The organism is Nocardioides conyzicola (genome assembly GCF_039543825.1).
GTDB classification, from domain to species: domain Bacteria; phylum Actinomycetota; class Actinomycetes; order Propionibacteriales; family Nocardioidaceae; genus Nocardioides; species Nocardioides conyzicola.
Genome location: NZ_BAABKM010000002.1, coordinates 1,309,832 through 1,329,132, shown reverse-complemented (window position 1 = coordinate 1,329,132; position 19,301 = coordinate 1,309,832). Strand labels below are relative to the sequence as shown.

The window sequence follows — 19,301 nt, the reverse complement described above, 5'->3', positions numbered from 1 at the left end:
GGGCGTAACCATGCGTAGACTCCGGCCCGTCCGTGTGAGACCTGCATCACTCCAGCAGCACACTCAGGAGGAACCGCATGACGGGGATCAGTCCCGCTGTCGTGGAGCTCACCGGAGGCAACCTCGTCCTGGTCATCGTCGTCGCATTGATCGCGCTGGGCGCGCTTGCGATGGCGGCGATGTTCCGCCAGGAGGTCCTTGCCGCCGGTGAAGGCACCGACAACATGAAGAACATCGCCCAGGCGGTCCAGGAGGGCGCGAACGCCTACCTGACGCGGCAGTTCCGGACGCTCGCCATCTTCGCGGCGATCGCGTTCTTCGCGTTGCTCGCCCTACCCGCCGACGACGCCACCGTGCGGATCTTCCGGTCCGTCTTCTTCCTCGTCGGCGCCGGCTTCTCCGCCTCGGTGGGGTACCTCGGCATGAACCTCGCGGTCCGCGCCAACCTGCGCGTGGCCGCGGCCGCCAACGAGCAGGGCCGCGAGCCCGCCATGCGGATCGGTCTGCGGACCGGCGCGATGGTCGGCATGCTCACCGTCGGTCTCGGCCTCTTGGGCGCGAGCCTCGTGGTGATCTGCTTCCAGGACGAGGCGCCCAAGGTGCTCGAGGGCTTCGGCTTCGGTGCCGCGCTGCTCGCCATGTTCATGCGGGTCGGCGGCGGCATCTTCACCAAGGCCGCCGACGTCGGCGCGGACCTGGTCGGCAAGGTCGAGCAGAACATCCCCGAGGACGACCCGCGCAACGCGGCCACGATCGCCGACAACGTCGGCGACAACGTCGGCGACTGCGCCGGCATGGCCGCCGACCTCTTCGAGTCGTACGCCGTGACGCTGGTCGCGGCGCTGATCCTCGGCTCGCAGGCCTTCGGCGACAAAGGCCTCGTCTTCCCGCTGCTGATCCCCGCCATCGGCGCGCTGACCGCGGTCGCGGGTGTCTACCTCACCCGCCCGCAGGCCGGGGTCAACGGCCTGACGACCATCAACCGGTCGTTCTACCTGTCCTCGGGCATCGCCGCGCTGGCCAGCGTGGTCCTGGCGTACGTCTACCTGCCGGGGAGCTTCAGCGACTTCGACAACATCGCCGGCGACCTCGCCACCGCCGACGGCGACCCGCGGTTCATCGCGGCGGCCGCCGTCGTCATCGGCATCGTGATGTCGGCCGGGATCCTGGCGCTGACCGGCTACTACACCGGCACCGAGTACAAGCCGGTCAAGGACGTCGGCAAGACGTCGCTCACCGGCGCGGCGACCGTCATCCTCTCGGGCCTCTCGGTCGGCTTCGAGTCCGCGGTCTACACGACGCTGGTCATCGGCGCCGCCGTGTTCGGGGCGTACCTCCTGGGCGGTGCGGCGCTGACCGTGTCGCTCTTCGCCGTCGCCCTCGCCGGCACCGGCCTGCTCACCACCGTCGGCGTGATCGTCGCGATGGACACCTTCGGCCCGGTCTCGGACAACGCGCAGGGCATCGCGGAGATGTCCGGCGACGTCAGCCCGGCGGGCGCGCAGATCCTCACCGAGCTCGACGCGGTGGGCAACACCACCAAGGCGATCACCAAGGGCATCGCGATCGCGACGGCCGTCCTCGCGGCGACCGCGCTCTTCGGCTCCTACGCGACCTCGGTCTTCGAGGCGCTCAAGGACGCGAACGTGAGCCCGAACGAGCAGTACCTCCTCGACTTCCGGGTCTTCAACCCGGCCGTCATCGTCGGCGTGCTCCTGGGTGCGGCCGTCGTGTTCCTCTTCTCCGGCCTGGCGATCAACGCGGTCGCCCGGGCGGCGGGCGCGGTCGTCTACGAGGTGCGCCGCCAGTTCCGGGAGATCCCCGGGATCATGGAGGGCACCGGACGTCCGGAGTACGGCAAGGTCGTCGACATCGTCACCAAGGACTCCCTGCGCGAGCTGATCACGCCGGGCATCCTGGCGGTGCTGGCGCCGGTCGCGGTCGGCTTTGGCCTCGGCGTCACCGCCCTCGCCGGCTTCCTCGCGGGAGCGATCGGCACGGGCACCCTGATGGCCGTCTTCCTGGCCAACTCGGGTGGCGCGTGGGACAACGCCAAGAAGCTCGTCGAGGACGGCAACCACGGCGGCAAGGGATCGTCCGCTCACGAGGCCACGATCATCGGTGACACCGTCGGCGACCCGTTCAAGGACACCGCTGGCCCGGCGATCAACCCGCTGATCAAGGTGATGAACCTGGTCTCGCTGCTGATCGCCAGCGCCGTGGTCTCGATGAGCGTCGGCGACGACCAGCACGACGGGATCCGGATCCTGATCGCCCTGGTCGCGGTGGCGATCATCGCCGGAGCGATCTACGTGTCCAAGCAGCGTGAGGTCACGCTCGGCGACGACGAGTCGGGCACGACGGCACCGCCGCCGCCCCCGCCTCCCGCTGCCGAGGCGCCGCCCTTCGCGCCGCCCAGCGAGCCGGCGCCGACCCAGCAGTTCCAGGCACCGACGCAGTAGCACCACGTCGGCCCGTCCGCTCGATCACGAGCGGGCGGGCCGTGCTGCATTTCGGACCTCTAGGCTCGGGGCGTGACTGACGACGTGGCCGCGCCGCTCCCGCACCGCCTGCGCGACGCCCTGGTGGCCGCGGACTTCACCTACGACCGGGTGGCCGAGCTGCTCGGGACCGCCGCGCACGGCGCGCTCGCGCGCAACGAGACCACGCCCGCACTCCGGCGTACGACGGGCGGCAGCGCGCTCGAGACGCTGACGCGCCTCTTCCTCCTGCAGGCCGTCGTCGACCTCGACGCGGCCGAGCAGGCGCTGCCCGGGCTGGTCGACCGGCTCGCGGCCGAGGGCTTCGTCGAGCGGTCGGTCGGCGAGGTGGCGGCCCGGCTCGACGTCCGCCCGTACGCCGCCGACGGCGACAACCTCTGGGTGGTCAGCGACCTGACCCCCGGCCTGGACGGCAGCCCCAACCGGGTCGGGCCCGACCACGTCCTCGGGATCAGCTCCGCGTCGACCTCGCTCGCCCAGCTCACCATCCGCGAGTCGGTCGGCCGCTCGCTCGACCTCGGCACCGGTTGCGGCGTCCAGGCCCTGCACCTGGCCGGCCACAGCACGTCGGTGGTGGCCACCGACGTCAACGAGCGCGCCCTGCGGCTGACGCGCTTCAACGTCGCCCTCAACGGCATCCGCACCCCCGTCGACGTCCGCTCCGGCTCGTTCTTCGAGCCGGTCGCCGGCGAGCGGTTCGACCTGATCGCCACCAACCCACCGTTCGTGATCTCTCCGGCCACCGGCGAGCGGCTGGTCTACCGCGACTCCGGCCTGCCCGGGGACCGCGTGGTCGAGGACATCGTCCGGGCGGCTCCGGACCACCTCACCGAGGGCGGGTGTTGCCAGGTGCTCGCCAACTGGGTCATCCCCACCGGCGCGGCCTGGCAGGACCGCCTGGCCTCCTGGGTCGACGGCGAGTGCGACGCGTACGTCGTGCAGCGGGAGGTCATCGACCCGGCGTCGTACGTCGAGCTCTGGCTCAAGGACGCGGGCCAGCACGGCGGGCCCGACTACGCGACCCGCTACGACACCTGGCTGTCCTGGTTCGAGCAGCAGGGGATCGAGGCGATCGGCTTCGGCTGGATCAACCTGCGGCGATCGGGCGCGGCGGCACCGGTGCGCGACTTCCTCGAGTGGCCGTACGACGTGGAGCAGCCGATCGCACCCGCGCTGCACGCCTGGGCCACCGCCGGCGACGCGGTCGTCGACCTCGGCTCCCGGCTCGTGGTCCGCACCGACGTCCAGCAGGAGACCCTCGGTGCGCCGGGGGCGGCCGACCCCGAGGTGGTCGTGCTCCGGCAGCAGCGCGGGCTGCGGCGGGCCCGCCAGGCCGACACCGTCGAGGCTGCACTGGTCGGCGCGTGCGACGGCGACCTCAGCGTCGGCCAGATCCTCGACGCCGTCGCCCAGCTCCTCGACCTCGACCCCGAGCAGACCCGGGCGACCTACCTCCCGGCGGTCCGGGAGCTGGTCGCCGAGGGCTTCCTCGAGGCCTGAGCGTCAAACGGCCCCAGCGGCGCGGGCCCGGTCGCGGATCCGAACGAGCCGCGCCCGGGTAGCGCCGAGCAGCAGGTCGGGTCGACCGAGCGGCTCGAGGTCGGGGACACCCGGTGGGCGGGCCCAGCGGTCAGCCCGGGGCAGGAACCCGCGCAACGTCCCGGCCACGACGTTGCCGTACGCCGATGCCGGCGAACGGAGGGCGAACGCGTCCTGGATCGTCCCGACGCGGTGGGTGCCTACAGGGTGGAAGACCCCGTTGGCCTTGCCGACCGCCCAGCACACGCCGGCCGCCAGATGCGCTGCTGTCGTTGCGCGGGTCACCGCCTCGGGGTCGTCGGCCCACAGCGACAGCAGGGCGTGCCGGAAGGCGTACGACATCTCCGGGTCGAAGAACCGCGCGGCCACCGAGTCGAGCAGCTCTGCCGTCGCCTCCATCCGCTGGCGGTCGGCGGGCTGCGGGTACTCGACGGGCAGGTCGATCGCGCCGTCGTCGAGCGGCCGAGCGGTCAGGGCGTCGACGGCATCGCGGCCACCGCACACCACCGTCAACCAGGTGTGCACCTGCTCGTGGACGGGTGCCGGTGGTGGAGCAGGTGGCGGTGCCGGGGTTCGGACGTACGACTCCCACGGGGTGCCGGCCACGGGCTCCTGCCACGAGTCGGCGAGGAGGCCGTCCACGAAGACCAGGTGGGTGACCTGAGGGGTGTGCCAGGTGTCAGAGAACATGCCCGGGACAGTGCCACGCGCCGGCGTACCGGCGCGTGGCTCATCCACAGGCCCTATTTCTTGATCGTCACCTTGACCGTCGCCTTCGCGGCGCTGACGGTCTTGGACCCGGCGTACGACAGCGTCAGCTTGTGCTTGCCGGGCTTGAGCTTCAGCTTGAGGACCACCTTGCCCTTGTTCTTGGCCTTCAGCTTGATCGTCGCGACCTTCTTCTTCCCGTCCTTCACGATGATCGTGCCCAGGGGCTTGGAGAGGGTCGGGACCGACAGGGTCACCGTGAGCTTGCCCTTCTTGAACACGCCCTTCACCTTGGCGGGTGCCTTCGCCACCGTGACCGGGGTGCTCGTGAACACCGACGGTGCGCCGGTGTAGTCCTCGTCGTCGAAGCTGGGGTCGATGGTGATCCGGTAGCTGAGCTTCTTCGTCGCCGCGGAGGCGGGGACGGCGAACTTCTGGCCGAGCCCGCCGGCGGTGTGGTCCTCGTCGAGCTTGCCGTCGACGAACCACTCGACGGTGACGGCGTCGTTGCTGAACGAGACGCCCTGCAGCTTGCCGAACGAGGCGGTCACGGTCTGGCCGGGGACCACCTTGCCGGTGAGCTTGGGCTTGGTGCTGAAGACCGCGGCCGGCGACTTCATCGACACGTCGTCGATGTAGCCCTGGCTGAAGTCGTAGTCCGTCGCCGAGAGCGCGCCGAGGTTGCTCACCGTGACGATGGCGGGCTTGTTGGCGTCATTGGCGTCGGGGAGGAACGTCGACTGGTAGCCGCTCTTGGAGAACTGCAGCGTGTAGCGACCCGCCTTGACGTGGAGCCGGTAGACGCCGGCGTCGCCGAGCTCGCCGTCCTTGGGGTCGGCGCCGGTGACGGTGGAGTCGCCGCTGCCGGCGGCCGTGCCGGAGACGGGGACGGCCGTGACCGTGACGCCGTCAAGCGGCTCGAAGTCCGGCGGGAGCCCGGACACGGTGCCGGCCAGGTCGAACCGGGTGTCGCTGGTGTTGGGGGTCAGCGAGACCGAGCCGAACGACGCGAGCACCTCGTCGTTGAAGTAGTACTTGCCGTCGAACGCGACCTTCACCTCGGCCGCCGAGCTCCCGCCGAAGTACGTGATCGGGTAGGTCTGGCCGTCCGTCGCGGTGCCGCTGAACGAGATCTGGTACGTGTTGATCGGGAGGCTCAGCGTGAAGGCACCGCCCGCGCCGGTGGTGGTGCTCCCGACGACGACCGTGTCGCCCGAGACCCTCGCCTCGACCTTGATGCCCGTCAGCCCGGCGCCGCCCGCGCTGCTCACGACGGTGCCGGAGAGGCTGTAGGGCGTAGTGCCGAGCATCGACGCCGACCCGAGGTCGGCGCCATCGGCGGGCTCGGTGTCGATCAGCACGGCGCCACCCACCTTGACCTCGATCGTGGCGGCGGTGTCCCCATCGACGGAGTAGTCGGTCGGCTGGAACCCGGCGGCCGTGAACTTGACCTTGTAGGTCCCGACCGCCAGCGTGAGCGCGTAGTGGCCCTCGGCGTCCGGCGTCGCAGTGGCGTTGGTCCCGGAGGCCTGCTTGGTGGCCGTCACCGTCACGTTGTTGATGGGGTCGCCGTTGGCGTCGGTGACGTCGCCGACGACGACGTACGTCGAGCTCGCCGAAGCGGCTGCCATCGCGGTGTTGCCGAGCGCGCCGTCGAGCTTGGTGGTCTCGTTGACGGTGATGACGTTGCCCTGTCCGACCTGGACCGGGGTGGTGGTCGTGGTGCCGCCGTAGTAGGTGGTGTCGTAGGTGGTGCCGCCGGAGGTGCCGGAGAAGCGGATGTCGTAGGTGCCGATCTTCAGGGTGCTGACCGACCAGGATCCGACGGTGCCGGTGGTGGCGGTGGTCGTCGTGGCGACCCGCGAGGCCGGCGTGAAGTCGCCGGCGGGGAAGACGTCGACGGTGATGCCGCCGAGTCCGGGGTTGCCCGCGGCGGAGCTCACGACCCGCCCGGAGATGGTCGCGTCGCCGTTCGCATCGTCGAGGGTGACCGCGTCGAGCGGGCTGGCAGGAGTGACGGTGCCGTTGAGGGCGACCGTGACGGTCTGCGTCGGCTCGCCCGAGCCCGGGAACGTGGTGCTGGTGAACCCGGACTTCGCGAACGTGAGCGTGTAAGTGCCGGGCTTGAGCATCAGCGTGTACGTGCCGTCCGACGCCGTGGTCGCCGCGGTGGCGGCCTGGCCACCGCTCGGGGTGACGGTGACGCCGGCGATCGGGTCACCGTTGGCGTCGTCGGCCTCACCACTCACCGGGTGCGCGGTGTCGTTCGACGACTGCGTCATGGACGTGGTGCCGAGCGCGCCGCTGACCTTGGTGAACCCGCCGACCGTGACGACGTTGCCCTGGCCGACCTGGACGGGGGTGGTCGACGTCGGGGTGGTGCCGCCGTAGTAGGTGGTGTCGTAGCTGGTGCCGCCCGACGTGCCGGAGAAGCGGATGTCGTACGTGTCGATCTTCAAGGTGGCGACCGACCAGGACCCGGCGATGCCGCCGACGGTGCTGGTCGTGGCCGTCGCGATCGGCGTGCCGGTGAAGTCGCCCGCGGGGAAGACATCCACGGTGATGCCGTTCAGGCCGGGGTTGCCCGCAGCGGAGCTCACGACCCGCCCGGAGATGGTGGCGTCGCCGACCGCGTCCGCGAGGGTGACCGCATCCAGGGGACTGCTCGGGGTGACGGTCCCGTCGATGGCCACCGTGACGGTGGTCGAGTAGGTGGCGTCGGTGAACCCGCTCTTGTGGTAGCCCAACGTGTAGGTGCCGGGCTTGAGCTGCAGCGTGTACAGACCGCCGGACGCGGTGGTGGCGGTCACGGGGGCCGCGCTGCTGGTGGCGGTGACAGTGACACCGTCGATGGGGTCGCCGTTGGCGTCGTCGACCTCACCGCTGACCGGGTGTGGGGTGTCGGCAGACGACTGGGTCATGGACGTGGTGCCGAGCGCGCCGTTGAGCTTGGTCGCCTCGCTGACGGTGATGACGTTGCCCTGGTTGACCTGCACCGGGGTGGTCGCGTCCGGGGTGGTGCCGCCGTAGTAGGTGGCGTCGTAGGTGGACCCGCCAGAGGTGCCGGAGAATCTGATGTCGTAGGTGCCGATCTTCAGGGTGTTGACCGACCACGCACCGACGGTGCCGGTGGTGGCAGTGGTCGTCGTGGCGATCCGCGAGGCCGGGGTGAAGTCGCCGGTGGGGAAGACGTCGACGGTGATGCCGCCGAGTCCGGGGTTGCCCGTAGCGGAGCTCACGACCCGCCCGGAGATGGTCGCATCACCCGTCGCGTCGTCGAGGGTGACGGAGTCGAGAGTGCTGCTCGGGGTGACGGTCCCGTCGATGGCCACCGTGACGGTGGTCGAGTAGGTGGTGTCGTTGAACCCGGTCTTGTGGTAGCCGAGCTGGTAGGTGCCGGGCTTGAGCTGGAGCGTGTAGAGGCCCGCGGACGTGGTGGTGGCGGTCACGGGGGCCGCGCTGCTGGTGGCGGTGACGGTGACACCGTCGATCGGGTCGCCGTTGGCGTCCTCGACCGTGCCGCTGACCGGGTGCGGGGTGTCGGCAGACGACTGGGTCATGGACGTGGTGCCGAGCGCGCCGCTGGGCTTGGTGATCTCGTTGACGGTGATGACGTTGCCCTGGTTGACCTGCACCGGGGTGGTCGCGTCCGGGGTGGTGCCGCCGTAGTAGGTGGCGTCGTAGGTGGACCCGCCGGAGGTGCCGGAGAAGCGGATGTCGTAGGTGCCGATCTTCAGGGTGCTGACCGACCACGCACCGACGGTGCCGGTGGTGGCAGTGGTCGTCGTGGCGACCCGCGAGGCCGGGGTGAAGTCGCCTGCGGGGAAGACGTCGACGGTGATGCCGCCGAGTCCGGGGTTGCCCGTAGCGGAGCTCACGACCCGCCCGGAGATGGTCGCATCACCCGTCGCGTCGTCGAGGGTGACCGCGTCCAGGGGATTGCTCGGGGTGACGGTCCCGTCGATGGCCACCGTGACGGTGGTCGAGTAGGTGGCGTCGGTGAACCCGGTCTTGTGGTAGCCCAACGTGTAGGTGCCGGGCTTGAGCTGCAGCGTGTAGACGCCGTCCGATGCGGACGTCGCGGTCCCGGTGCTCGGGCCGACGGTGGCGGTGGCGGTGGCGGTGACGGTGACACCGTCGATCGGGTCGCTGTTGGCGTCGACCACGGTTCCGCTCACGGGGTGCGGGGTGTCGGCCGACGACTGGGTCATGGACGTGGTGCCGAGCGCGCCGCTGGACTTGGTGGTCTCGGCGACGGTGATGACGTTCCCCTGGCCGACCTTCACGGGTGTGGTGGTCTCGACAGTGGTGCCGCCGTAGTAGGTGGCGTCGTAGGTGGACCCGCCGGAAGTGCCGGAGAATCTGATGTCGTAGGTGCCGATCTTCAGGGTGTTGACCGACCACGCACCGACGGTGCCGGTGGTGGCGGTGGTCGTCGTGGCGATCCGCGAGGCCGGGGTGAAGTCGCCGGTGGGGAAGACGTCGACGGTGATGCCGCCGAGTCCGGGGTTGCCCGTAGCGGAGCTCACGACCCGCCCGGAGATGGTCGCGTCGCCGACCGCGTCCGCGAGGGTGACCGCGTCCAGGGGACTGCTCGGGGTGACGGTCCCGTTGAGGGCGACGGTGATGCTGGCCGGGTAGGTGGCGTCGGTGAACCCGGTCTTGTGGTAGTCGAGCTGATAGGTCCCGGGCTTGAGCTGGAGCGTGTAGACGCCCGCGGACGTCGTGGTAGCGGTTCCGGTGCTCGGACCGACGCTGGGGGTGACGGTGACGCCGGCGACCGGGTCGCCGTTGGCGTCCTCGACCGTGCCGCTGACGGGGTGCGGGGTGTTCACCGACGACGGAGTCATGGTGATCGTCGGGAGGCTGGTCTTGGTCGTGTCGTCGACCTTGAACGTGCCGTCGGCGGCGACGCGGACCACCGAGTGCGTGGGGCTGGCGTCGGGGGTGAGCCAGGCGGCATCGTACGTCTGGGGGTCGACGACGGTGTCGTTGTCGACGGCCTGGACGACGTACTCGCCAGCGGGGAGCTGCAGGGTGTACGCGCCGTTGGTCGTGGTCGCGGTCGCCTGGACGTCACCGTCCTCGTCGCCGTTGAAGTAGGCGTTGACGGTGATCCCCGACAGGTTGGCCCCACCGGACGCCTGGACCGTGCCCGGGACGGGGTGCTTTGCGGTGGCGGCGAGCGCCATGTCCTCCAGCACGTTGTCCTCGGCCGGCTCTCCGTCGACGCTGATGTCGCCGCTTGCGTTGACCGTCACGTTGGCGCCCGTCCCGCCGCCCAGGAACGCTGTCGTGTAGTTGGCCTTGCTGTAGCGCAGGTGGTAGGTGCCGGCCGTGTTGGGCAGGACGAGCGTGTAGCCGCCCTCGGCGTTCGTCGTCGCCGTTGCCGCCACCGTCGAGTAGCCGGGTGCGGCCAACGCGTCGACCGTCACGCCGGACAGCGGGTCCGAGAGGGCGTCATAGACGGACCCTTCGGCATGGAACGCCGCCGCTGCTTGGGCGGAGCCAGCGCTGAGCACGATGGACAGTGGCAGCAGCACGAGAGCACTCAGGAGCGCGACGAGGCGGCGCAGATGAGCGGCGGACGGCGAGGACGAGGACATGCGGTGCCTCCATGGGCGTGGGCGTCAGCGATGATCCTCGCTGGGGAGACGCGGCCGCGCGTTCGTCCTCGCACAGTAGTCCAGATTGTCTAGACCAGGAATGCCCGTCAGCGCAGCGTCCCCGCGACGTCCAGGCTGGTCTTCTCCTCCTCGCTGCCGAGGGTGCTGGTGACGTCCAGCTGGAGCACGGGGACCGGGTCGCACGAGGCGCGGAGCACCCGGACGGTGCCGGTGGCATCGCTCACGGCGCTCGACACCTCGTTGCCGTCGGGGGCGCCCTCGGTGTCGGCCACGAAGAACGTCATGGGGAAGGTGTCCGAGTCGCCGGGCCCGTCGACCGGCAACGAGAAGGTCTGGTCAGGGTGCAGCTTGGCGACGACGCCCTCGAAGTACACGAACGGCTGGGTGACCTGGGCGTCGCCGCCCTTCTCCGAGCCGGTGAACTCGATCGGGCTGTACATCCAGATCCGGCCCTTCGCCTCCGAGATGGGGTCGCCGGCGGCGGTCCTCGGCCGCGTGCACGAGACCTTCACGTCGTCGAAGGCGTACGTCGAGCCGTCGGGTCGCCTCAGCACCAGCGTGCTGACCGGGTCGCCGGCGGTGTCGTTGGCCACCGCGGGTCCGGTGCCGTCGTCACCGCTCGCCAGCACCACGACGGTCCCACCGACGGCGAGCACGCCGAGCGTGGCCACCCCCGCGACCGCCGTACGACGCTGCCGGCGCCGGGCCGCGACGCGTCGGTCCACCCGTTGCAGGGAGTCCAGCGGGGGTGCGAGCGCACCCTCCAGCCGGTCGTACCCGTCCTTGATCTGCTGCTCGCTCATCTCAGTCTCCTGTGGTCGTGCCGGTGCGCAGCGGGCCGTGCTCGCGTGCGTGCTCTCGGAGCCGTTCGGTCCCGCGGGACAGCTGGCTCTTGACGGTGCCTTCCGAGCAGCCCATCCGCTCGGCGATCCCGCGGACGTCGAGGTCCTCGACGTACCGCAGGGCCAGCGCGGTGCGCTGCCGGGGTGAGAGCGTCACGAGCGCCTCGACCAGCCAGGCGTCGGCCTCGCCGACCAGGTCGACGGGTGCCTCCTCCCGGGGGCCGCCGAGGAGCGGGAGCTCACGGCGCAGCCGACGGATCCGGTCGATGTTGAGCCGCACCATCACGGTGCGGGCGTACGCCGCCGGCTCGTCGAAGCTGGACCGTCCCCACCGCTCTCCCATCCGGGCGAGCGTCTCCTGGGTCAGGTCCCAGGCGTCGTGCGGATCTGCCGTCAGGGCGTGCGCGAAGCCGAGCAGCGGCCGGGTCTGCACCGCCGCGAAGTCCGCGAAGTCCTCATCCATGCCTCGGCCTCCCGAGCGGGTCGTCGTGCTCTCACCTACTGTCCCTTGACGACGGCAGTGCCCGGAACGTTGAGGGCCGCCGGGAATGCCTTCCGAGGTGTTCGCGCTACCGTGTCCAGCCGGAGCACCCCATCACGCAGCAGGAGTAAAGAGACCCGTGGCCCACAAGTTGGTGATCGTCGAGTCCCCGGCGAAGGCTCGCAAGATCGGCGAGTACCTCGGCCAGGGCTATGTCGTCGAGTCCTCCATCGGCCACATCCGCGACCTCCCGCAGAGCGCTGCGGACACTCCGGCCAAGATCAAGGACAAGCCGTGGGGCCGTCTGGCGGTCGACGTCGACAACGGGTTCGAGCCCTACTACGTGGTGCCGCGGGACAAGAAGGCCCACATCACCAAGCTCAAGGGCCTCCTCAAGGACGCCGACGAGCTCTACCTCGCCACCGATGAGGACCGCGAGGGTGAGGCCATCGCCTGGCACCTCCTCGACGAGCTGAAGCCCAAGCAGGGCATCCCGGTCAAGCGGATGGTCTTCCACGAGATCACCAAGCAGGCGATCCTCGACGCGGCCGACAACCCCCGCGAGCTCGACATGGACCTCGTGGAGGCCCAGGAGGCGCGCCGCATCCTCGACCGCCTCTACGGCTACGAGGTCAGCCCCGTGCTGTGGAAGAAGGTCATGTCCGGCCTGTCGGCCGGCCGCGTGCAGTCGGTGGCCACCCGGCTCGTGGTCGCCAAGGAGCGCGACCGGATGGCGTTCCGGCTCGCGTCGTACTGGGACCTCGAGGGCACCTTCGACGCCGGCGCGTCCAAGGAGCCCCGGATGTTCCCGGCCAAGCTCCACTCGATCGACGGCGGCCGCGTCGCCGGTGGCTCCGACTTCGGCTCCGACGGCCTGCTGAAGTCCAAGAAGGAGGAGCGGGTCCACCTCGACCGGACCTCGGCAGAGGCGCTCGTCGAGGCGCTCGGCGACACCACGTTCGACGTCCGTTCGGTGGAGGCCAAGCCCTACCGGCGCTCGCCGTACGCCCCCTTCCGCACGACCACCCTCCAGCAGGAGGCCGGCCGCAAGCTCGGGATGACCGCCTCGGTGACCATGTCGGTCGCGCAGCGGCTCTACGAGAACGGCTTCATCACCTACATGCGCACGGACTCCACCACCCTCTCCGGTGGTGCGGTCAGCGCGGCGCGGACGCAGGTGCGCGAGCTGTACGGCGCGGAGTACCTGCCGGACGCTCCTCGCACCTACGCCAGCAAGGTCAAGAACGCCCAGGAGGCGCACGAGGCGATCCGCCCGGCGGGCGAGAGCTTCCAGACTCCGGCGCAGACCGGCCTGACCGGCGAGCAGTTCCGGCTCTACGAGCTGATCTGGATGCGCACCGTCGCCTCCCAGATGAAGGACGCCGTCGGCCAGTCGGTGTCCGTGCGGATCGGCGGCGCCGCCGCCGACGGGCGCGACGTGGTCTTCGCCGCGTCCGGCCGGGTCATCACGTTCCACGGCTTCCTCAAGGCGTACGTCGAGGGCACCGACGGCGGCAAGCGCAGCGACGACGACCAGGTGCCGCTGCCCGACCTGCACGAGGGCGACGCCGTCGCGGCCGCCTCGCTCAGCGCCAACGGGCACGAGACCAAGCCGCCCGCCCGCTACACCGAGGCCACGCTCATCAAGGAGCTCGAGGACCGCGAGATCGGCCGCCCCTCGACGTACGCCTCGATCATCAAGACGATCATCGACCGCGGCTACGTCTACAAGAAGGGCACCGCCCTGGTGCCCGCCTGGCTGGCGTTCTCGGTGACGCGCCTGCTGGAGGAGCACTTCCCGCGCCAGATCTCCTACGAGTTCACGGCCGGCATGGAGGACGTGCTCGACGAGATCGCCGGCGGTCGCAAGGACCGCAGCACCGAGCTCGGCGAGTTCTACTACGGCTCCGACACCGTGACCGGGCTCAAGCCGCTGGTCGACGGGCTCGGCGACATCGACGCCCGCGAGCTGGCCACCTTCCCGATCGGTGAGCCGGAGAACGGGATCAACCTCCGGGTCGGCCGCTACGGCCCCTACCTGGAGGGCCCGGACGAGGACGGCACGCCGCTCGCCACCCGCGCCAACGTGCCCGACGACCTCCCGCCCGACGAGCTGACCCTCGAGAAGGCCAAGGAGCTCCTCGCCAACCCCGCCGGCGAGGAGATCGAGCTCGGCGTGCACCCGGACTCGGGCCTGCAGGTCGTGGCGAAGAACGGCCGCTTCGGCCCCTACGTCACCGAGGTGCTGCCCGAGGACGCGAAGAAGAACGACCGGCCTCGCACCGGCTCGCTCTTCAAGTCGATGTCGCTCGACACGATCACCCTCGACGACGCCCTCAAGCTGCTCTCGCTGCCGCGCGTCGTCGGCGCCGACCCCGAGTCGGGCGACGAGATCACCGCACAGAACGGCCGCTACGGCCCGTACCTCAAGAAGGGCACCGACTCGCGGTCGCTGACCTCGGAGGACCAGCTGCTGTCGATCACGCTCGACGAGGCGCTGCGCATCTACGCCCAGCCCAAGCAGCGCGGCCGCGCCGCCGCGGCCCCGCCGCTCAAGGAGCTCGGCAACGACCCCGTGTCCGGCCAGCCGGTCGTCGTGAAGGCGGGCCGCTTCGGCGAGTACGTCACCGACGGCGAGTACAACGCCACCCTCCGCAAGGACGACAGCGTCGAGGCCGTCACCCTCGAGCGCGCCGCCGAGCTGCTCGCCGAGCGCCGCGCCAAGGGCCCCGCCACGAAGAAGGCGGCCAAGAAGGGCGCGAAGAAGGCCCCGGCCAAGAAGGCGGCCGCGAAGAAGACCGCCGCCAAGAAGACCACCAAGAAGGCCGCGGCCAAGAAGTCCTGACCGCGGCCCGTCCAGGGGCGGGTCTCACAGGCTGTGGCACTGGCCGTTGCGGTCGCCGCGAACGACGTTGTCGCCGCCGACCGGCGCCGGCCGGTTGCCCTCGCACTCCAGGTCGCCGTCGACCTTGGTGCCCTGGATCGTGACGTCCCCGGCGTTCTCGGTCGCCTCGAGGTTGCCGCCGACCGAGCTGTGCCGGACGACCAGGTGGCCGTGCTGGTCCTGCCACTCGACGTCACCGTCGACGTGGCTGCCGACGAGGTACGCCGACCCGCCGCCCTCGAGCTGCAGGTTGCCGCTCACGCCGCTGCGCGTCACCGCGACCGATCGGGCGTCCTCGGCCTCGACATCGCCGCCCGCGGTGGATTTGACCAGCTCGAGCGAGGCGTCGTGGCCGACGGAGATGTTGCTGCCGACCCTGGTCGCGACCAGCACGCAGTGCGCGCCGTCGGGGACCGTGACCTCTCCGACCTTCTCGTGGACCAGGGCTCCGTTGCAGCGGCCCGCCGAGGTCGTCGTCTGCTGGGGCAGGGCGCGCCGCGCGGGTGCGTCGGACGGCTCGCTCCCTGCTGGGGTGGTCCGGCCGGCTGCCGTGCCGGCGCCCGCGCCCGCTCCGGCGGGAGACCCCGCGGCCGGGTCCGTGCCTCGGTCACTGCCGATGAGGTAGCCGCCGACGCCCAGGCACGCGGCCAGCAGGACGACGAGAGCGGTGCGGACGAAAGCGCCCATGGTGATCAGTCCTTCCAGGTCGGCCCGGGTGGCCGGTCGATGTCTACGTCGAGGATGGTCGGGACCGGAGGTGCCGGTCTGCGCGGTCAGCGGTAGTCGCGTCTACCTGCTGTCGGGAAGTCGGGGCGGTGGGCGCCGCGTGGGCCGCGGTGGAAACCGTCGGCGCCGCCCCGTAGGTTCTCTGCGTGACCAGATGGCCGGGGACGTACGCCGACACCGGGGTCTTCGTGTGCTTCGAGGGTGGCGAGGGGTCGGGCAAGTCGACGCAGTCCGGGCTGCTGCGGGAGTGGCTGCAGGAGCAGGGGTACGCCGTGCTCCTGACCTTCGAGCCCGGCGACACGATCGTCGGGCGTGAGCTGCGCCGGATCGTGCTCAGCCCCTCCACCGGTCAGCTCTCCGACCGCACCGAGACGCTGCTCTACGCCGCCGACAAGGCCGAGCACGTCGACACGGTCGTGGTGCCCGCGCTGGCGCGGGGCGACGTCGTGATCACCGACCGCTACGTCGACTCCACCCTCGCCTACCAGGGGGCCGGCCGCTCGTTGCTGGTCGAGGAGGTCGAGCACGTCGCCCGCTGGGCCACCCACGACCTGCGTCCGCACCTGACCGTGGTGCTCGACCTGGACCCGCGCCACGGGCTGAGCCGGTTCGCCGGGCGCGACCGGATCGAGGGCGAGTCCGTGGAGTTCCACGAGCGGGTCCGCGAGTCGTTCGTCGCGATGGCGAAGTCCGACCCCGACCACTACCTCGTGCTCGACGCCCGCGCCGACGTCGACGAGATCGCGGCGCAGATCCAGGCAGCGGTGGCTCCCCTCCTGACCCAGGCCAAGCAACGATGATCACCCCACGACGTTCTTCGTCTCCCCCGCTTCGCTCCTCCGTCGAACAACGCCGCGGGGACCCCGAATGACGGTCTGGGACAACCTGGTCGGCCAGCGCAAGGCCGTCGAGGCGCTGCAGGCCGCTGCCTCCGGGCACGGCATGAGCCACGCCTTCCTCTTCACCGGCCCGCCGGGATCGGGACGGTCCAACGCGGCGGTCGCGTTCGCCGCGGCCCTGCAGTGTGCGGAGGACCCGCCCGGCTGCGGCACCTGCCACGCCTGCCACACGGTGCTCGCCGGCTCGCACGCGGACGTGTCCGTGGTCCGCACCGAACGCCTCTCCATCGGCATCAACGAGGTGCGCGACCTGGTCCGCCGCTCGGCGCTCAGGCCGGTCGGCCCGCGCTGGCAGATCGTGATCATCGAGGACGCCGACCGGCTCACCGAGGGCGCGTGCAACGCCCTGCTCAAGGCCATCGAGGAGCCCGCCGAGCACACCGTGTGGATGCTCTGCACGCCCACCGTCGACGACGTGCTGCCGACGATCCGCTCGCGCTGCCGGCTGATCACCCTCACCACCCCGACCACCGACGCCGTCGCCGACTTCCTGCGCCGTACCACCGGCGTCAACGAGGCGCTGGCGTCGTACGCCGCGCGCGCCAGCCAGGGCCACATCGGCCGGGCCCGCGCGCTCGCGCGCGACGAGGACACCCGCAACCGCCGTCGCGAGGTGGTCGCGATCCCCGCCCAGCTCACCTCGCTCGGCGCCTGCATGAGCCGCGCCTCGACCCTCAACGACGTCGCGAAGCAGGAGGCCGAGGCGATCACCACCGAGCTCGACGCCCGCGACAAGGCCGACCTCGACGCGGCGTACGGCGTGGTCGAGCGCGGGCGGCGTCCGCGCGAGTACGCCCCCGCGCTCCGGGACATGGAGAAGGACCAGAAGACCCGTGCCAAGCGCCGCCACCTCGACGTCGTCGACCGTGGCCTGATGGACCTGGTCTCGGTCTACCGCGACGCGATCGCGGTCGCCGCAGGCGCGCCCGGCACCCTGGTCAACGAGGAGATCCGCGGTGACGTCGAGCTGCTGGCCCGCACCGGCACGCCCGAGGTGCAGCTGCGCCGGATCGCGGCGATCTTCGAGGCCCGCGAGCAGATGCTCGAGTTCAACGTCCAGCCGGCGCTCGCCCTGGAGGCGATGATGCTGGCCCTGGTCGCGCCCGAGGTGCGCGCCGGGTGAAGCGCGCCGTCGCGCTCCTCCTCATCCTCGCGCTCGTCCTCACCGGCGTCGGCATCGCCGCCCTGAGCCTGCTCGGCGGGAGCGACGACCCCGCCGACCCGCTCTCGGTCCCGACCACGACACCGCAACCGGACGCGACCCGGCCTCCCGCCCCCGGCCTGGCCCGCTTCTACTCGCAGCAGCTCTCCTGGGAACAGTGCCGCGACCACCGGCTCTGCGCGACCCTCGAGGTCCCGCTCGACTACGCGAAGCCCGCCGGCGAGACGATCGAGCTCGCCGTGCTCAAGGTGCCGGCCGCCGACCCGCGCGGCCGGCTCGGCTCGCTCGTCGTCGACCCCGGCGGCCCCGGCGCGCCGGCGACGGACTACGCCGACGGCGCCGCGAGCCCGGGCGCCGTCTTCCGCGCGCCCGTCCTCGACGCCTACGACATCGTCGGCATGGACCCTCGCGGCACCGGGGCGAGCACTCCCGTGGACTGCCTCTCCGACGACGATCTGGACGCCTACGTCGCGCAGGACCCCGACCCGGACACCCCCGCCGAGGTGAAGACCTACACGGGCTTCGTCGACGAGATCGGCCGCGGGTGCGCGGACCGGTCGGGTGCCCTCGCCGCGCACGTCACCACGACCGAGGCGGCGCGCGACATGGACGTGCTCCGCGCGGCGCTCGGCGAGTCCCGGCTGACCTACTACGGCGCGTCCTACGGCACCAAGCTCGGCGCGACGTACGCCGACCTCTTCCCCGACCGGGTCGGGAGGCTGGTCCTCGACGGTGCGGTCGACCTCGCGCTGAGCTCGCGCGCGCTCAGCCTCCAGCAGGCGGCCGGGTTCGAGACCGCGTTGCGCGCCTACGTCCAGGACTGCGTCGACGAGGGCGACTGCGTGCTCGGCGACAGCCTCGACGCCGGGCTGGACCGGATCCGACAGCTGCTCGACGACGTCGACGCCCAGCCGCTCCCGACCGACGGCGACCGCGAGCTCGACGTGGGCAACGCCTTCTACGGCGTGGTGCTCCCGCTCTACCGCCGGGACTCCTGGCCGGCCCTCACCCAGGGACTGACCCAGGCGATCGGTGGCGACGGCTCGCTGCTGCTCCGGTTCTCCGACCTCTACTCGTCGCGCGGCACCAACGGCTACACGGACAACAGCTCCGAGGCGTTCTACGCGATCAGCTGCCTCGACGACCCGTGGTCGATCCCTGCCTCGAAGGTGCCGGCCAACCTGGCGGACTTCGAGAAGGCGTCGCCGACCTTCGGCTCCGTGTTCGCGTGGGGACTCACCGGCTGCGGCGGGATGCAGGTGAGGTCGACCGAGCCGGCCCGCCACGTCACGGCCGCGGGTGCGGCTCCGATCGTCGTGATCGGCACGACCCGCGACCCGGCCACGCCGTACGCCTGGGCCCAGAGCCTGGCCAGGCAGCTCGACTCCGGTGTCCTGGTCAGTCGTGACGGCGACGGGCACACCGGCTACACCGAGGGCAACGACTGCGTGGACGACGCGGTCGACGACTACTTCCTCGCCGGCGTGGTGCCGGAGGACGGGCTCTCCTGCTAGAGCGCCGCGTCAGCGCGGCAGGATGCTCTTGACCAGTCCGACGACGCCGGAGCCGATCCCCTCGGCCCAGCTGAACGCGTCGTCCCAGACGACGACCTTGCCGTCGCGGACCTCGAAGGTGCCGCGCACCTTGAACTCACTGCGCCACCGGCCGTAGGACAGCACGTCGGTCCGGTCGGTGAGCACGACGTCGCCGTCGGTCGCCACGTGGTGGTGGACGACCTCGAAGCCGATGCCGCGCGCGACCATGTCGCGCAGGGCCTTCGCCACCTGGGGCCCGCGGAGGTCGGGCACCATCGTGTTGCGCCAGACGACCTCGACGTCCAGCAGGTCGACGGCCTCGTCCACCTCCCCGGCGGCGAGGTGGTCGAGCAGCTCCCGTACGACGGTCTCAGCGGTCATGTCACGAGCCTAGGCC

12 protein-coding genes are annotated in these 19,301 nt (G+C 71.1%); 6 read left to right on the top strand and 6 right to left on the bottom strand.

All coding sequences use genetic code 11. The features are described 5' to 3' along the window. The first annotated feature begins 77 nt into the window (after positions 1-77). Entirely contained in the window at positions 78-2,462 is a 2,385-nt protein-coding gene (locus ABEA34_RS09525) for a sodium-translocating pyrophosphatase (RefSeq protein ID WP_345521014.1), read from the top strand. Between the two features lie 72 nt (positions 2,463-2,534). Next, positions 2,535-4,001, top strand: coding sequence for a DUF7059 domain-containing protein (locus tag ABEA34_RS09520; protein WP_345521013.1), 1,467 nt, complete (start codon positions 2,535-2,537; stop codon positions 3,999-4,001). 3 nt (positions 4,002-4,004) lie between these two features. Here the strand turns inward: ABEA34_RS09520 and ABEA34_RS09515 are convergent, their stop codons facing one another. The 4 genes from ABEA34_RS09515 to ABEA34_RS09500 all read right to left on the bottom strand — a co-directional run bounded on the left by ABEA34_RS09515 (position 4,005) and on the right by ABEA34_RS09500 (position 11,680). Beyond that, on the bottom strand, positions 4,005-4,730 hold the full coding sequence (locus ABEA34_RS09515) for a hypothetical protein (RefSeq protein ID WP_345521012.1): 726 nt from the start codon (positions 4,728-4,730) through the stop codon (positions 4,005-4,007). Positions 4,731-4,783: 53 nt separating this feature from the next. Further along, on the bottom strand, positions 4,784-10,354 hold the full coding sequence (locus tag ABEA34_RS09510) for a beta strand repeat-containing protein (protein ID WP_345521011.1): 5,571 nt from the start codon (positions 10,352-10,354) through the stop codon (positions 4,784-4,786). A gap of 107 nt (positions 10,355-10,461) precedes the next feature. After that, a complete protein-coding gene (locus ABEA34_RS09505; protein WP_345521010.1) occupies positions 10,462-11,178 on the bottom strand; it encodes a hypothetical protein in 717 nt (238 codons plus the stop codon). Position 11,179: 1 nt separating this feature from the next. Continuing rightward, on the bottom strand, positions 11,180-11,680 hold the full coding sequence (locus ABEA34_RS09500; protein WP_345521009.1) for a sigma-70 family RNA polymerase sigma factor: 501 nt from the start codon (positions 11,678-11,680) through the stop codon (positions 11,180-11,182). Between the two features lie 157 nt (positions 11,681-11,837). On the opposite strand from ABEA34_RS09500, the gene topA reads away from it, so the two are divergent. Continuing rightward, complete coding sequence (gene topA / locus ABEA34_RS09495) at positions 11,838-14,543, top strand: type I DNA topoisomerase (protein ID WP_345521008.1); 2,706 nt, start codon at positions 11,838-11,840, stop codon at positions 14,541-14,543. 24 nt (positions 14,544-14,567) lie between these two features. Here the strand turns inward: topA and ABEA34_RS09490 are convergent, their stop codons facing one another. Continuing rightward, positions 14,568-15,269 carry a DUF4097 family beta strand repeat-containing protein gene (locus ABEA34_RS09490; protein ID WP_345521007.1) on the bottom strand — a complete coding sequence of 234 codons (702 nt, stop codon included), beginning with the start codon at positions 15,267-15,269 and terminating at the stop codon, positions 14,568-14,570. A 185-nt stretch (positions 15,270-15,454) separates the two neighbouring features. Between ABEA34_RS09490 and tmk the strand changes: the two genes are divergently transcribed. The 3 genes from tmk (at position 15,455) to ABEA34_RS09475 (ending at position 18,883) form a co-directional block, all read left to right on the top strand. Next, positions 15,455-16,108, top strand: a complete 654-nt coding sequence (tmk, locus tag ABEA34_RS09485; protein ID WP_345521006.1) for a dTMP kinase — start codon at positions 15,455-15,457, stop codon at positions 16,106-16,108. A gap of 67 nt (positions 16,109-16,175) precedes the next feature. Further along, a complete protein-coding gene (locus ABEA34_RS09480; protein ID WP_345521005.1) occupies positions 16,176-17,330 on the top strand; it encodes a DNA polymerase III subunit delta' in 1,155 nt (384 codons plus the stop codon). Continuing rightward, positions 17,327-18,883 carry an alpha/beta hydrolase gene (locus ABEA34_RS09475; protein WP_345521004.1) on the top strand — a complete coding sequence of 519 codons (1,557 nt, stop codon included), beginning with the start codon at positions 17,327-17,329 and terminating at the stop codon, positions 18,881-18,883. The genes ABEA34_RS09480 and ABEA34_RS09475 overlap by 4 nt, the downstream gene beginning before the upstream one ends. A 9-nt stretch (positions 18,884-18,892) precedes the next feature. On the opposite strand, the gene ABEA34_RS09470 is transcribed toward ABEA34_RS09475, so the two are convergent. Next, positions 18,893-19,285, bottom strand: a complete 393-nt coding sequence (locus tag ABEA34_RS09470; RefSeq protein WP_345521003.1) for a limonene-1,2-epoxide hydrolase family protein — start codon at positions 19,283-19,285, stop codon at positions 18,893-18,895. Between the last annotated feature and the right edge of the window lie 16 nt (positions 19,286-19,301).

Excerpts from the sequence above, each read along its gene's own strand:
- ABEA34_RS09490 (WP_345521007.1), bottom strand. The coding sequence starts at position 15,269 with ATGGGCGCTTTCGTCCGCACCGCTCTCGTCGTCCTGCTGGCCGCGTGC.
- ABEA34_RS09525 (WP_345521014.1), top strand. The coding sequence starts at position 78 with ATGACGGGGATCAGTCCCGCTGTCGTGGAGCTCACCGGAGGCAACCTC.
- ABEA34_RS09515 (WP_345521012.1), bottom strand. The coding sequence starts at position 4,730 with ATGTTCTCTGACACCTGGCACACCCCTCAGGTCACCCACCTGGTCTTC.
- ABEA34_RS09510 (WP_345521011.1), bottom strand. The coding sequence starts at position 10,354 with ATGTCCTCGTCCTCGCCGTCCGCCGCTCATCTGCGCCGCCTCGTCGCG.
- ABEA34_RS09500 (WP_345521009.1), bottom strand. The coding sequence starts at position 11,680 with ATGGATGAGGACTTCGCGGACTTCGCGGCGGTGCAGACCCGGCCGCTG.
- ABEA34_RS09480 (WP_345521005.1), top strand. The coding sequence starts at position 16,176 with ATGACGGTCTGGGACAACCTGGTCGGCCAGCGCAAGGCCGTCGAGGCG.
- ABEA34_RS09470 (WP_345521003.1), bottom strand. The coding sequence starts at position 19,285 with ATGACCGCTGAGACCGTCGTACGGGAGCTGCTCGACCACCTCGCCGCC.
- ABEA34_RS09505 (WP_345521010.1), bottom strand. The coding sequence starts at position 11,178 with ATGAGCGAGCAGCAGATCAAGGACGGGTACGACCGGCTGGAGGGTGCG.